This is a genomic window from Allobosea sp., assembly GCF_035999205.1.
In the GTDB taxonomy this organism is placed as follows: Bacteria; Pseudomonadota; Alphaproteobacteria; order Rhizobiales; family Beijerinckiaceae; genus Allobosea.
In genome coordinates, this window is the sequence record NZ_DASYHA010000026.1 from 792,933 (window position 1) to 807,807 (window position 14,875).

A 14,875-nucleotide genomic window follows, 5' to 3' on the forward strand; every position below is an offset into this window, starting at 1 on the left:
ATGAACCAGGAGTTCCTCGACTTCTATAATCAAGAGCTCCGCCTCTTCATGGAGCACACGAAGGAATTCGCCGAAGAGTATCCGGGCATTGCGGAAAGGCTGGGTGGCCTTGTCGGCGAGCGCATGGATCCGATGGTCGCTGGCCTGCTCGAAGGCGCGGCCTTCCTGGCGGCGCGGGTGCAACTCAAGCTGAAGCACGAATTCCCGGAATTTACCAACAACCTGCTCGAGCAGCTCATCCCGAACTACCTCGCGCCGACGCCGTCGGCGCTGCTCGCGGGGATCAGGCCACCCTTCTCGGATCCCGGCCTGCGCGAAGGCATGAAGATCCCGCGCGGCGCCTACATCGACGCGACCTATCTCGAGCGCGAACGGCGCGTCGCCTGCCGCTACCGCCTCGGCGCCGACGTGACGATGTGGCCCTTCGACATCGCCGCGGCGGAGTACATTCCGGCGCCGGGGCCGCTCCAGGCGCTGGGCCTGCGGACCGACCACCGGGTGCTCTCCGGTCTGCGGTTGTCGCTGACGCACAGGACCATGGCAGACCCCGAGCAGGAGCCTTCGGCCGCCCAGGCACTGAAGACGCCGACGAGCTGGTTCTCGGGCTGCCGCTGCAAGGACCTGACCTTTCATCTGCTCGGTTCGGAAGCCGATGCGGTGGCGCTCTACGAGCAGCTCTTCTCGGACTGCGTCGGCATCTATTTCCGCCATCTCGACGAGTTCGGCGACCCCGTGATCACGCCAGCCGAGGGCTGTTCGTTGGAGCAGCTCGGCTTCTCGGAAAACGAGGCGCTGCTGCCGGCCGATACCCGCGTCTTCCGCGGCTTCGACCTGTTGCGCGAACTGTTCTGGTTCCCGCGCAAGTTCCTCGGCTTCAAGCTCGACGGACTCGCGCGGATCATGCCGAAGCTCACCGCCAAGGCGGTCGATGTGATCTTCGTCTTCGACGAGGTGAACACGCGGCTCGCTGCGGCGGTGCAGAAGCAGATGTTCGCGCTCTATGCGGCGCCCGCAATCAACCTGTTCGAAAAGACGGCCGACCGGATGCCGGTGAAGAGCAACCAGCACGAGTTCCATGTCGTGCCGGATCGCAGCCGGCAACTCGACTACGAGCCGCACAGCATCCTCTCGGTCCACGCCCATTACGTCGGCGGGCGCGAGAAGCAGCCGGTGCATCCGCTCTATTCCTCGCCCGAGGGCGCCTCGCCGACCCATGGCCTGCTCTATACCCAGCGCCGGCTGCCGCGCCGCCGCTCCGTCGCCGAGCGGCGCACCGGCCGGTCCTCCGACTATACCGGCACGGACATGTTCATCTCGCTGGTCGAGCCTGCGGGCGTCGGCGACACCATCTCGGTGGCGGAGCTGAGCGTGCGCGCGCTCTGCTCCAACCGGCACCTGCCGGAGCATCTGCCGACAGGCGAGGGCGGCGCCGATTTCCGCCTGATCGACAATGTCGCGCTCGAGGTGGCCTGCCTGTCGGGGCCGACGGCACCGCGCGAGCCGATCGTCTCGCAATTGCGGCTGCGTTCTGAGACGGCAGGGACGGGCGTCGTGACCTGGCGGCTGATCAACCTGCTCAGCCTGAACCATCTCGGTCTCGTCCAGCGCGGCGCCGGGCACAATGGCGAGGCCTTGCGGGAACTGCTCGCGCTCTTCGCCGATCTCGCCGACAGCGCCACCGAACGTCGCATCCGCGGCATCAAGAGCGTCGATAGCCGGCCAGTGGTGCGGCGGTTCCCGCAGCGTGCCGGCACCGGGGCGGCGCGTGGACTGGAGATCACTGTCGTGCTCGACGAGAAGGCCTTCGAGGGCTCGGGCGTCTTCCTGCTCGGCGCGGTGCTCGACCGCTTCTTCGCCGAATACGCGGCCATGAACCACTTCACCCAGACGGTGATCCGCACCGTCGAGCGCGGCGAGGTGACGCGCTGGCCGCCGCGGGCCGGAGCGAGGCGCATCCTGTGAGCGAAGGCGCAAGTCCAAACCAGAGCCAAGGCCTCCAGCGCGAACCGAGCTATGCCGAACAGCTTCAGGACGAGCCCTGGCGCTTTGACTTCTACGCGGTCATGCGGCGGCTCGAGCGCAGCTTCCCGGAGCGGGCGCGGATCGGCGACGTGGCGGCGCGGCGCGACGAGTATGTGGCGCTCGGCGAGCAGGCCTATCTCGACTTTCCGGCTTCGACGATCGCGGAGGCGGATCGCGACCTTCAGGGGCGGCTGCGGCTCTTCGTCAAGTTTCTCGGCTTGCTCGGGCCACAGGGCGCGCTGCCTCTGGCGACGACCGAGGAGAGCTACCACTGGCAGCTCCTGCGCGACGACGCCTTTCCGCGCTTCCTCGACATCCTGAACCACCGCTTCCTGCAGTTGTTCTACCGCGCCTGGGCGGATTCGCGGCCGGTCGCCCAGCATGACCGGCCGGATCTCGACCGCTTCGCGGCCTATGTCGGCAGCCAGATCGGCGTGGGCTCGGGTCCGTTTCTCAAGCGCGACACGGTGCCGGATGCCGAGAAGCTGGCGCATGCGGGCCTGATCGGCGCCCAAGCGAAGTCGGCCTCGCGGCTGCGCGGGCTGCTCGCCGGGTTGTTCAAGGCTGAGGTCGAGATCGAGCAGTTCGTCGGCATGCGGCTGGTCTTCGATCCCGCAGACCGTACGCGGCTGGGCGGTAGCCATTGCACGCTCGGCGGCGACGCGCTGCTGGGCGCCAGCGTCTACAGCGTCGAAGACAAGTTCCGAATCTGCATCGTCGCGCGGAATCTGGAGGAGTTCGAGCGCTTCCTGCCAAATGGCGATCGCTGCGAACCGCTGGCAGACGCCGTCTTCCTCCACCTCGGCGAGCAGTTCGAATGGGATGTCGAGCTCGCTTTGCCGGTCGGTGAGGTCAAGCCAGCCCGGCTCGGGCAGTTCGGCAATCTCGGCTGGACGAGCTGGATGTCACCGAACTGGGATGCCTCTGCCGGTGCCCTGCGCCGCGACGCCCGTTTCCATCCCGCCGAGCGCATGCGCCAGAAGCGCAGCCGGCACCTCTGATTTTCGTCTTCCAGGGAGACCACCATGGCCGATATCAGCCTTGAAGCCGTTACAGGAAAGCTCAACAGGGTCGGCTATGAAGCCTTCATCCAGGCACTGCGGCAGGCCAAGGGGGCCGGTAACCGCAATGTCGAGCTGGCGCATTGGCTTGCCCAGATCCTGCTGCGGCGCTCGACCGATATCGGGCTGACGGCGCAGCACTACAGCCTCGACATGGCCAGGCTCGCGGCGGATATCGGCGGCGTCATCGAGGGCTTCCGCAAGAACGAGACGGAGATGCCTGGCGTCGCCAACAACGTCGTCGACGTGCTCGACCGCGGCTGGCACTACGCCACGTTGTTCTTCGGCGAGACGCAGATCCGGACCGGACATGTCCTGGTCGCGGCATTGAAGTCGCTCGAACTGCGCCGGGCGCTGACGGCTATCTCGAAGGAATTCGGCAAGATCCCGGTCGAGGAGCTGGCCGCCGGCTACGCCAAGATCTGGGAGGGCTCGGAGGAGGAGAACCTGCGGCCGATGGACGGCTCGGGGCTGCGTGCCGCCGGTACGCCGGGCGCCGAGCAGGCCGAAGGCGCGAAGGGCACGACCGCGCTCGACCGCTTCTCGCAGGACCTGACTGTCAAGGCACGTTCCGGCGCGATGGACCCGATCCTCGGCCGCGACGACGAGATCCGCCAGGTCATTGACGTGCTGATGCGGCGACGCCAGAACAATCCGATCCTCACCGGCGAGGCCGGCGTCGGCAAGACGGCGGTGGCCGAGGGCTTCGCGCAGCGTGTCGCGGCCGGCGATGTGCCGCCGCCGCTCAAGGGCGTGCGCGTCGTCGCGCTCGATATCGGCCTGATGCAGGCCGGCGCCTCGATGAAGGGCGAGTTCGAGCAGCGCCTGCGCTCGGTGATCGACGAGGTGCAGTCGTCGCCGACGCCGGTGATCCTGTTCATCGACGAGGCCCACACGCTGATCGGCGCGGGCGGCGCGGCCGGCACGGGCGATGCCGCCAACCTGCTGAAGCCCGCGCTGGCGCGCGGCACGCTGCGCACCATCGCGGCGACGACCTGGTCGGAGTATCGCCAGTACTTCGAGAAGGACCCGGCGCTGACCCGGCGCTTCCAGCCGGTCAATATCGACGAGCCGGATGTCGCACGCTGCTGCACCATGCTGCGCGGGCTGATCGGCCCGATGGAGAAGCATCACAAGGTGCGGATCTCGGACGCGGCGATCGTTGCGGCGGTGACGCTTTCGCATCGCTATATCCCGGCCCGGCAGCTTCCCGACAAGGCGGTGAGCCTGCTCGATACCGCTTGCGCCCGCGTTGCCATCAGCCAGAGCGCGACGCCGGCCGCGATCGAGGACGCCCGCGTCGGCATCTCGGCCTTGGAGCAGGAGAAGGCGGCGCTGACCGCCGACCAGGACCTCGGCAGCGAGACGGCGAAGCGCCTGGGGGAGATCGACGCCGAGATCGCCGAGCGGCAGGACAAGCTGGCGGCGCTGGAGACTGCCTGGGCGAGCGAGCTGGCGATCGTCGAGGAGATCAAGGCGCTGCGCGCCAAGCTCGGCGAGAAGGCTCTGGATGCGGCTGCCGATCCGAAGGCCGCTATCGCGCAGGGCGTCGCCGCCGGCGAGGCGGGGGAGGCGCCCGAGCCCGCGCCGGAAGCGCCGGCCGATTCCGCTCCTGCGGTCGATCCAGCAGCGACGCGCGCGACGCTGGCCGAGAAGTTCGCGGCGCTGGGCGGCATCGATCCGGCGCAGCGGATGATCTATGCCCATGTCGACGAGCAGTCGGTCGCCTCGGTCGTGTCGGACTGGACCGGCATCCCGGTCGGCCGCATGGTCGCCGACGAGATCGAGACCGTGCTGAAGCTCGCGGAGACGCTGAACAAGCGCGTCGTCGGGCAGGATCACGGGCTGTCGATGATCGCCAGGCGCATCGAGACGAACCGCGCCAAGCTCGACAATCCGAACAAGCCGATCGGCGTGTTCATGCTCTGCGGCCCCTCCGGCGTCGGCAAGACCGAGACGGCGCTGGCGCTGGCCGAGCAGCTTTATGGCGGCGAGCAGAACGTCATCACGATCAACATGAGCGAGTTCCAGGAGGCGCACACCGTCTCGACGCTAAAGGGCGCGCCTCCCGGCTATGTCGGCTATGGCGAGGGCGGGCGGCTGACCGAGGCCGTGCGGCGCAAGCCCTATTCGGTGGTACTGCTCGACGAGATCGAGAAGGCCCATCCCGACGTCCACGAGCTGTTCTTCCAGGTCTTCGACAAGGGCGTGATGGAGGACGGCACCGGAAGGCGCATCGACTTCAAGAACACGCTGATCATCCTGACTTCGAATGTCGGCACCGACGAGATCATGCGGATGGCGGCGAACCCGGCCGAGCGAGCCGATCCCGAGGCGATGGCGGTGGCGCTGCGGCCAGCCTTGCTCAAGGTTTTCCCGCCGGCGCTGATCGGGCGCCTCGTCACGATTCCCTATTATCCGCTTTCGCCCGACATGCTTGGCGGCATCGTCCGGCTGCAGCTCGGCCGCATCGGCAAGCGCATCCGCGACAATCACGGCGCGAGCTTCGTCTACGACGATGCGGTGGTCGCGCACATCGTGGCGCAGTGCAACGACCCGGATTCGGGTGGGCGCATGATCGACAACATCGTCACCAACTCAATGCTGCCGGCGCTGTCGCGCGCGATCCTTGGCCTCCAGCTCGAGAAGAAGCCGCTGACCGAGGCGCGGGTCTCGGTCGAGAAGGAGGCCTTCGCCTACGCCGTGTCGTGAACCGGCCCATGCCCTGCACCGACCAAGGGCTGCCGAGCCTCGCGACAAGGGACTGACGATGGCCTTCTCCGAATATGCCGACTGGTGGGACAAGCAGAAGCGGGAAACCGAGAAGATCCTGGGCGAATGGGTTGAGGACAACCCGCAATGGTGGGCCGTAACGGTCGCGACCGGCGTGCAGACCTCGATGGATCTGGGCGCCGGCTTCGTCGACGTGCTGCGCTTCGGGCAGGGAATGGCTGAAGGCGGGCTCGCCGGCGTCGGCAAGGATGCGCTCCGGCTGCTGGCCATCCTCGGGCCCTTGGGCAAGGCAGGCGGAGTGCTCTCACGCCTGATCCATCTGCAAAGGATCCGCTTCGCCGTGCAGGTCCAGGGCGTGACCGGACCCTGCACCTTCCAGGCTATCAACAACGCCACAGCGATCGCGCGCGGCAAGAGCTACTTCATCACCCTGAAGGAGATGGCTAAGGCCGTCGGCCGGCCTCTCAAGTCGATCGGGCGGGACCAGGCCGGCGACGCCATCCTCGGCGCGCATGTCAAGCAGGGTCTGGACTTCATGACCTCGCAGGGCATCAGGGTGACCCAGCTCCAGGCGAAGTCGATCCAGGGCGTCACGCAACTCGCCAGGGCCGAGGACGGTGTCGTCGTGTTCGCGATCCGCTGCGTGACGACGAAGGGCGAGCCGATCAAGCACACCGTCATCGCCGTCCGGGACGTGCTCGGGCGCGTACGTTTCGCGGATTATGGCGGTCGCTATCACGCCACTCTGGAAGGCCTCGTGGACAGCCTGGGCTACGGGTCGGTCAACAGGGCCGGCATCAACCTGATGGAGGGGCAGGCCATCGGAGCGGTCAAGACCATGGGCATGACCGGCCTGATGGAGCGCGGGATCGAGCTGTTCAAGGGCGTCGCCTTCGTCATCGAGGGCATGACGGCGATCGAGACGAGCGAGGGAGTCGACTTCGCGGTGCCGGTCGTCGTCGCGGCGACCTCCGCACCGGCCAAGGCCGATCCGGCGCCGCCGGAAGTGGTGAAGGGGAGTTTTGACGCCTTCAAGCAGCGAAAACAGGGCAAGACCGTGATCAGGCTGCCGGAAATCGTGATCAAGGCGGGCGGAAAGGCTGCGCCGCGGGTCGCACTCCTGACCGGCGTCCAGTTCCGCCTGAACGCTCTGGGCTTCGGAGCCGGGCCCGTGGACGGCATCAAGGGGCCGAAGACGACGAAAGCCGTCAAATCCTTCCAGAAGACCTATCCGCCGCTCGCCGTGGACGGTGTGCCCGGGCCGAGAACGCAGGAGAAGCTGGCAGATGTCTGCGGTTTCTAGCCCCCGGCCGGGGCCGCCTCCGCTCTGGTTGCGGCGCGTCGCCTTCCGATAGGGTATCGTGCGTGTGTCCTTCGTTTGACGGACCCCGATCGATCCGTCGCCATGCGTCGTTGCATCGACGGATTGTGGGAGCTCGTTCAGGGAGCGGCGGATGTTGCAGCCCGCACGATTGAAGAGCCGGGCCGGTCCCCCGGACCGGCCACCCAGCTCCGGCGAGCCGATGCGCCAGACCGGGCCGGGCAGGCGTCGCCCGTCGCGGGTCGGCAAGGTCGGGCGCGCGATGGTGCTGCTGACCGCGGTCGTCGGAATCTGTTGGAGCGCGGCCGCGACCTGGCTGCTGGTCCGGGAAAGGTCGATCGTGGCCGCGCTGCAGCAGGAGCAGCAGGTCCTCCAGGCGAGCTATGACGAGAAGATGCGGGCGTTGACGCGCCGCCTCGTCAGCTCGATCGCGACGCAGCGGGCGCCCGGCGCCGCAGCAGGCAGCGGCGGGGACGACCAGCTTGCCGACTTGATTGCGCGCCAGATCGAGCTGGAGGCACGGCAGAACCTGCTGGGCACCCTGACCGGCCAGGCGGTAGCACCGGTGCTGCCGCCGAGTGGGGCACAGGCGCCGGGCGGAGCGGGCGGGTTCGCTGCCAGCGACCCGTTCCAGGGCAACATCCTCGAACGCATCAATCCGGCGGTGGTCGCGCCGCAGAAGCGCCAGGTCGCAACGGCGCTACGCGCGGAGGAGCTGTTGCCGCTGGCGGAACGCGTCGCGGTGCTGCAGCAGTCGCTGGACCGGATCGAGACTGCGCAGGGCCAACAGCTTTCGGCCCTGGGGCTGCGCCTCGTCGGCCGCGTGCAGGAGATCAGGGCGTCGCTGGCCGATCTCGGGCTCGATGTCGCCAAGGTCCGGCTGCCGCCGGCGCGTCAGGCGATGGGCGGCCCCCTGATTCCGCTTTCAGTGACGATGCGCCCGGGCAGCTTCGAGCACAGGGTCATGCAGCTGGGCGAGGGGCAGTCGCTTTTCAGCCGCTGGCGGGAGCTCGCCAACATCGTGCCGTTGCGTCGCCCGCTCGAGGGCGACGACAGCACCACCAGCAATTTCGGCATGCGCACGGATCCGTTCACCGGCGCACCCGCGATGCATGCCGGCATGGATTTCCGTGGCGAGACTGGCACGCCGATCCGGGCCACCGGGGGCGGCAAGGTGTTGAGGGCCGAGGTTGCCGGCGGCTACGGCAATATGGTCGAGCTCGACCACGGCAATGGGCTGACCACGCGCTACGCCCATCTCAGCGCCTTCGACGTCAAGGCGGACCAGATCGTTCCGCCCGGAACGATCATCGGCCGGCTCGGCTCGACCGGGCGCTCGACCGGCCCGCATCTGCACTATGAGACGAGGCTCGCGGGCGAGGCGAGCAACCCGCTGAAGTTCATCGAGATCGGCAGCAGGCTGTCGCAGCCGGCGCTGCCTGCGGGGGTGCGGTAGGGCTTGCCGTCATTGCATCGCCAGGCGCGCAATGGCGGCTTTGCTTCGGAATGGCGTCTCAGGCCACGTCGGCCGCGCGCTCCGCCATGAAGCGCTCGAGCACTTCCTGTTCGCTCGTCGTGAACCTCAGGCCGAGCTTGCTGCGCCGCCAGAGCACATCAGCGGCGTGCGTGGCCCATTCGGCCTGCATGAGGTAGCGGACCTCGCGCTCGTAAAGGTCGGCACCGAAATGGAGGCCGAGATCGTCGACGCTGCGCGCGCCTTCGAGAATGTCGCGCGCCTTCGTGCCATACGCGCGGACCAGCCGGGTCACCGTCTTGCGCGCCAGCCAGGGATGGGAGGCGGCGAGTGCATCGACCTGCGCCGCGAAACCTTCGACCGGAAAGTCCCCGCCGGGCAGGATGCCAGTGACGGTCCAGGCCGGGCGGGCGGCCCAGTCGGCATGGGGGGCGAGCTTCTCCAGCGCCGATTCCGCCAGGCGGCGATAGGTCGTGATCTTCCCGCCGAAGACCGAGAGCAGCGGGGCCTGGCCTTCGGGCGCGTCGAGCGTCAGGACATAGTCGCGCGTCGCCTCCTGCGCCTTGGACGCGCCGTCGTCATAGAGCGGGCGCACGCCGGAATAGGTCCAGACCACCGATTGCGGTGTCACCGGCTCGCGGAAATATTCGCTCGCGGCGGCGCAGAGATAATCGATTTCTTCCGGCGTCGCCTTCGCCCCGGCCGGATCGCCCTTGAAGTCGCGGTCGGTCGTGCCGATCAGGGTGAAGTCGCGCTCATAGGGAATGGCGAAGACGATGCGGCCATCGCCATTCTGGAAGATGTAGCAGCGGTCGTGTTCGTAGAGCCTGGGCACGACGATGTGGCTGCCCTGAACCATCCGGACCGCTGCCTTGGTATTCGAGCGGACGACGCCGCCCAGCACCTCGCCGACCCAGGGGCCGGCGGCGTTGACGAGAGCTTTGGCCAGAACGGGCGTCCGGGTGCCGCCACTTTCGGCGGTGATCCGCCAGAGGCCATTCTCGCGGTCCGCCGCGACGACGCGGCTGCGGGTGTGGACTGCGGCGCCCCTCGCGGCGGCATCCATCGCGTTCAACACGACGAGGCGCGAATCCTCGACCCAGCAATCGGAGTATTCAAAGGCCCGTGCACGATCGTCCTTCAGGGGGCGGCCAACCGCGTCCGTCGCGAGATCCAGCGTGCGGGTGGGCGGCAGCTTCCTGCGGCCGCCGATATGGTCGTAGAGGAACAGGCCGAGCCGCAGCAGCCAGGCCGGGCGCAGGCCCTTGTGATGCGGCAGGACGAAGCGCAGCGGCCAGATGATGTGAGGCGCGATCGCCCAGAGCCGCTCACGCTCCATCAGCGCCTCCCGGACGAGCCGGAACTCGTAATGTTCGAGATAGCGCAGGCCGCCATGGATCAGCTTGGTCGAGGCAGAGGAGGTCGCGCTGGCGAGATCGTCTTTCTCAAACAGCACGACGGAGGCGCCGCGCCCGGCCGCATCGCGCGCGATGCCGCAGCCATTGATGCCGCCGCCGATGACGGCGAGATCGTATGTCGGCTCAGAATCGCTCATGGAGGCATCAGGCCTTGAAGATGGTCGCGGCCGCAAGCCCGTGGCAGGCACGGGCGCGTCATCGCGGTCGGATATCGCAGACGGACCGGTGCCGGCAAGGACTTGTCCTTGGCGGGGGCCAGACGTCGATGCTTGCCACGAGCACGAGCATGACGGCGATGGTTCGCGCATTATACCGGTGAGGGCTGGCCGGGCGAGGATTCGGGGTTGGGAACGACGCGGAGATGAAGGGCGAGGCTGGTTCCCTGCAGCCACTGGCCTGGCGCAAAGCGACCGAGCGCATGCTCGCCGGATTCGAGGCCGCCTTGCGGAACATCGGCGCGGCGATCCTGGCCGTGCTCTTTCTCGTGGTGATGGCGGCGGTGATCCGGCGCTATCTGTTCGGCGGCGGCTACGTCTGGTCCGACGAGCTGGCGATCTGGCTGCATGTGGCGTTGATCGCCACGGCTGCGCCGCTCGCCGTCACCGGTGCGCTGGCGATGCGGCTCGACGTTCTGGTGCGGCTTTTGCCGCCCGGCTGGCGCCGGCTCGCGGATGCACTGGCCGGAGGGATCGCCGTGCAGGGCGCGCTCGTGCTCGCGGTCGGCGGGGCGGGCGTCGCCAGCCTCGTCGGCGGCAGCTCGACGGTGCTCGGCCTGCCGGAATGGCTGCGCTTTGCGATCTTCGCCTGCGGCGGCGGGCTGACCGTGCTTGCCCTCACGTTGCGCGCGGTGCTCGATCGCGGCTGGTCCGATGCGCTGGGCGCCCTTCTGCTTGGCGCTTGCTTCTACGGGCTGGCTCAGCTTTCGAGCGGCTTCACCCTGGCGACGCCGAGCCTCGCGGCGGCGATGCTGGCCGCGGGCGGCCTGCTGCTCGGCGCGCCACTGCCGCTCGCCCTGCTCGCGGGGGCGTCGATTGCGGGCGCTTTCGGCGCCCTGCTGCCGGAACCGGCGATCGTCCAGAACACTGTCGCCGGTGTCTCGAAGTTCCTGCTGCTGGCGATCCCGTTTTTCCTGCTGGCGGGCGAGTTGCTGACTTCGGGCGGGCTGGCGGAACGGCTCGTGCGCTTCGCCGCGGCCCTCGTCGGGCATCGCCGCGCCGGCCTCGCCCAGACGGCGCTGGTCTCGAGCGTGCTGTTCTCGGGCGCGTCGGGTTCCTCCGTTGCGAATGCGGCCTTCGGGGCGAAGGTGATGGCGCCGACGCTGGTCGCGCGCGGCTATCCGCCGGCGCATGCGGCGGCGATCGTCGCCGGCGTCTCGATGCTCGACAACATTATCCCGCCCTCGATCGCCTTCCTGCTGCTGGCGACGGCAACCAACCTGTCGATCGGGGCGCTGCTGGTTGGCGGCTTCGTCGCGGGTGGCGTGCTGGCGCTGGCGTTGGCCATCGGCATTCACCTGACGGTGCGCGACGTCGTCGATGCCGCACCGAAGGCGAGCGCCGGCGAGCGGGCGGCGAGCTTCATCGGCGCCCTGCCGGCGATCGGGCTCGGCGTCGTCGTGGTCGTCGGCATTCGCTTCGGTGTCGTCACGGTGACGGAGGCTTCGGCGCTGGCCGTCGCCTATGCGCTCGTGACCTGCCTGTGCCTGCGCAGCCTGAATGGCCGCGGCGTCCTCGCCGCGCTGCGCGGCACCGCGACCGAGGCGGCCGCGATCGGGCTGCTGATCGGCGCATCGGCGCCGTTTGCCTTCCTGCTGGCGCTGGACCGGGTCTCCGAGCTGATGGCCGGGCTGGTGACGGCGCTCGGTGGCGGGCCCTATGCGGTGATGCTGCTCGCCAATCTCGTGCTGCTGGTCGCCGGCCTTTTCCTCGACATCGGCGCGGCGATCCTGCTGCTGGCGCCGCTGCTGCTGCCGGTGGCGATCGCCGCGGGGCTCGATCCGATCCAGTTCGGCGTGATCCTCGTCGTCAACCTGATGATCCACGGATTGACGCCGCCGCTCGGCATTCTCGTCTATGTCGTCAGCGGCATCACTGGCGTGTCGGCCGGTGCGGTGTTCCGGGCCGTGCTGCCGCTGCTCGGCATGCTCCTGGTTGCGCTGTTCGTGCTATCGCTGGCGGCGGCGGCCTGGCCATCGCTCGCGCCATCCTCGCTTGCCCTCTGGCTCAAGGCGCTGTTCTGATGCGCGCGGATCTGCCTCTGCCGCCTCGGCCTCCCGCCATCCGCCTGGACCAAGCCCTGCCATGACCGTCACCGATATCGCGACGCGGACCTATAACCATGGCTGGCGGCTCGATCCGATCATCCGCAGCCTGCTCGACACGGATTTCTACAAGCTTTTGATGCTGCAGATGATCCGGGCCTTCCATCCGGAGGTCCAGGTCACTTTCTCGCTGATCAACCGCTCGAAGCATATCCGCCTGGCCGATCTCGTCGACGAGGAGGAGCTGCGCGCGCAACTCGACCACGCTCGCAGCGTGCGCTTCTCGAAGAAGGAGCTGATCTGGCTCGCCGGCAACTCGTTCTATGGCCGCACGCAGATGTTCTCGCCGGAATTCATCGCCTGGCTCGCCGATTTCCAGCTCCCGGAATACGAACTGCGCAAGGTCGACGGGCAGTACGAGCTGCATTTCGAGGGGCCCTGGACACATACGACGATGTGGGAGGTGCCGGCTCTCGCCATCATCAACGAGCTCAGGGCCCGGCGCGTCATGGTCGGCCAGAAGCGCTTTTCGCTCGACGTGCTCTATGCCCGAGCCAAGGCGAAGATGTGGGACAAGGTCGAGCGCCTGCAGAAGCTGCCGAATCTCAGGTTGTCGGATTTCGGCACGCGGCGGCGGCACGGCCATCTCTGGCAGCGCTGGTGCGTCGAGGCGCTGAAGGAGGGATTGGGGCCGGCCTTCAGCGGCTCGTCCAACGTGCTGCTGGCGATGGACAACGACCTCGAGGCGATCGGCACCAACGCGCATGAATTGCCGATGGTCCTGGCTGCGCTCGCTGACAGCGACGAGGAACTGCTGCAGGCTCCTTACCGGGTGCTCGACGAGTGGCGCCAGGTCTATGGCGGCAATCTGCTGATCGCCTTGCCGGATGCCTTCGGGACCACCGGGTTCCTGCGAAATGCGCCGGACTGGGTCGCGGACTGGACCGGGTTTCGGCCCGATTCGGCGCCGCCGATCCCGGCCGGCGAGGAGATCATCGCCTGGTGGCGCGAGCGCGGGCGCGATCCGCGCGAGAAGCTGCTGGTCTTCTCCGACGGGCTCGACGTCGATGCGATCGAGCGCGTCTACCGGCATTTCGACGGGAAGGTCCGCATGGCCTTCGGCTGGGGCACGGACCTGACCAATGATCTGGTCGGCTGTTCGCCCGACGGCTCGCGCGCGCTCGATCCGATGTCGCTGGTCTGCAAGGTCTCGAAGGCGAACGGCCGCCCGGCGGTGAAACTCTCCGACAATCCCGAGAAGGTTTCAGGCGAGGGCGGTGCAGTGGCGCGCTATCGCAGGGTGTTCGAGGTAAAATGACGTAACGTAACTAATGTGTGTTGCCATTTTGTTCCGAATGCGCGATGCTGATCGTGGGTTGGGGAACTCGACATGGCGCGCTTGCTGGTTGCGCTTTTCATGGTTTTGGCAGCGTTCGCTGCGACCGGCGCTGCGACCGGCGCCGCGAACGCGCAGACGCTCGGACGCGAGCGATTGAACGAGGCCGGCGCGCTGAGCCACGACGACATGGCCGCGCTGCTGAGAGGCCTGCTGACCGGCCGGGCCGATGTCGGGGCGCTACGGGTAGAAGCCGGCGACATCGTCTTCCACGCTGCCGGTCGGGATGTCCGCATGGGGCTGGCGGCACTGAGCCGTCAGTTCAACGCGTTGCCGAATGCCAGGGCGCGGCAGGATGCCTTCGATCAATTGACGCAGCGCGTCGCGGAAGCCGTGGCTGGACGACCGGCGCCTAAGACCGAGGCGGAGACCAGGCGGTTCACTGCAGCGCTGCTGCCCGTGCTGAAGAATCGCTCGTTCATCGCGCAGTTCGCGGAGATGGCGCGCCAGCGCGGCTCGCCCCATGCCAGGCTGCTGCATGTGCCGCTGTTCGGTGACGTCATTGCCGCCGCGGCCCTCGACCTGCCCAATGTCACGCGCTTCGTCGCGATGGGGGAGGGCGGCGGTCACGGGATGAGCGACGCCGACGTCTTGCGTGCAGCCATCGACAATTGGACCCGTCGCGTCGACAGGCTCGAACTCCACGCGGTGGGCAATCTGCGCGCCTTCCATTTCGGCACGGGTGTCTACAACGCCTCGATCCTGGTGCTGCCGAATCCGTGGGAGAAGGTTCCTGATCTGCCGCGAAACGTCGCCTTCAGCGTCCCGTCGCGCGACATTCTCGCCTTCGCCGATGCCGACGATGCCGAGGCAGTCGCCGCGTTGCGGGCGCTGACGAAACAGCCCGATAAGGGCTTCCCGATCAGCAAGCAGATCTACAGGCTCAGCGAGAAGGGGCCGGTGGTCATTCCCTAAGTGAGGGCGCCTGTCGGGATCGCGGCCGACGTGGCGCGCACGGCAATGACCGCAAACCTTGCATCCGGCCGGAAAACCCCCTAATGCGACCGCGCTTTCCGGCCGCGTAGGGCCGTTGTCAGGAACAGGGTGTCATGGCCAAAGAGAAATTTGCGCGGACGAAGCCGCACTGCAACATCGGAACGATTGGTCACGTTGACCATGGCAAGACGTCGCTGACGGCAGCGATCACGAAGGTTCTGGCCGAGTCTGGCGGTGCGTCGTTCACGGCGTAT

Annotated in this window: 10 protein-coding genes; 9 read left to right on the plus strand and 1 reads right to left on the minus strand. The window is 67.8% G+C overall.

Annotated features, from left to right (window positions below; translation table 11 throughout):
* The 5 genes from tssF (at window position 1) to VGN82_RS25765 (ending at window position 8,593) form a co-directional block, all read left to right on the plus strand.
* Complete coding sequence (tssF, locus tag VGN82_RS25745) at window positions 1–1,962, plus strand: type VI secretion system baseplate subunit TssF (protein WP_327529912.1); 1,962 nt, start codon at window positions 1–3, stop codon at window positions 1,960–1,962.
* Complete coding sequence (gene tssG / locus VGN82_RS25750) at window positions 1,959–3,023, plus strand: type VI secretion system baseplate subunit TssG (RefSeq protein WP_414644393.1); 1,065 nt, start codon at window positions 1,959–1,961, stop codon at window positions 3,021–3,023. The genes tssF and tssG overlap by 4 nt, the downstream gene beginning before the upstream one ends.
* Window positions 3,024–3,047: 24 nt before the next feature.
* Window positions 3,048–5,795 carry a type VI secretion system ATPase TssH gene (gene tssH, locus VGN82_RS25755; RefSeq protein ID WP_327529913.1) on the plus strand — a complete coding sequence of 916 codons (2,748 nt, stop codon included), beginning with the start codon at window positions 3,048–3,050 and terminating at the stop codon, window positions 5,793–5,795.
* Between the two features lie 58 nt (window positions 5,796–5,853).
* The gene (locus VGN82_RS25760) at window positions 5,854–7,119 is read left to right on the plus strand and encodes a peptidoglycan-binding domain-containing protein (RefSeq protein ID WP_327529914.1); all 1,266 of its coding nucleotides are present in this window, start codon (window positions 5,854–5,856) and stop codon (window positions 7,117–7,119) included.
* Window positions 7,120–7,270: 151 nt separating this feature from the next.
* Window positions 7,271–8,593, plus strand: coding sequence for a M23 family metallopeptidase (locus VGN82_RS25765; protein WP_327529915.1), 1,323 nt, complete (start codon window positions 7,271–7,273; stop codon window positions 8,591–8,593).
* A 58-nt stretch (window positions 8,594–8,651) separates the two neighbouring features.
* Here the strand turns inward: VGN82_RS25765 and glpD are convergent, their stop codons facing one another.
* The gene (gene glpD / locus VGN82_RS25770; protein ID WP_327529916.1) at window positions 8,652–10,166 is read right to left on the minus strand and encodes a glycerol-3-phosphate dehydrogenase; all 1,515 of its coding nucleotides are present in this window, start codon (window positions 10,164–10,166) and stop codon (window positions 8,652–8,654) included.
* 224 nt (window positions 10,167–10,390) lie between these two features.
* Here glpD and VGN82_RS25775 point away from each other — a divergent pair, with 224 nt between their 5' ends.
* The 4 genes from VGN82_RS25775 to VGN82_RS25790 all read left to right on the plus strand — a co-directional run.
* Window positions 10,391–12,268 (plus strand): TRAP transporter large permease, encoded by a 1,878-nt coding sequence (locus VGN82_RS25775; RefSeq protein WP_327529917.1) that lies wholly within the window; start codon window positions 10,391–10,393, stop codon window positions 12,266–12,268.
* Between the two features lie 61 nt (window positions 12,269–12,329).
* Window positions 12,330–13,607, plus strand: a complete 1,278-nt coding sequence (gene pncB / locus VGN82_RS25780) for a nicotinate phosphoribosyltransferase (protein WP_327529918.1) — start codon at window positions 12,330–12,332, stop codon at window positions 13,605–13,607.
* A 72-nt stretch (window positions 13,608–13,679) separates the two neighbouring features.
* Window positions 13,680–14,600: a DUF1444 domain-containing protein gene (locus VGN82_RS25785; RefSeq protein WP_327529919.1), complete on the plus strand. Its 921-nt coding sequence runs from the start codon at window positions 13,680–13,682 to the stop codon at window positions 14,598–14,600.
* Between the two features lie 134 nt (window positions 14,601–14,734).
* Window positions 14,735–14,875 (plus strand): GTP-binding protein (locus VGN82_RS25790; RefSeq protein WP_305694234.1); only part of this gene is annotated, 141 nt, incomplete at its 3' end.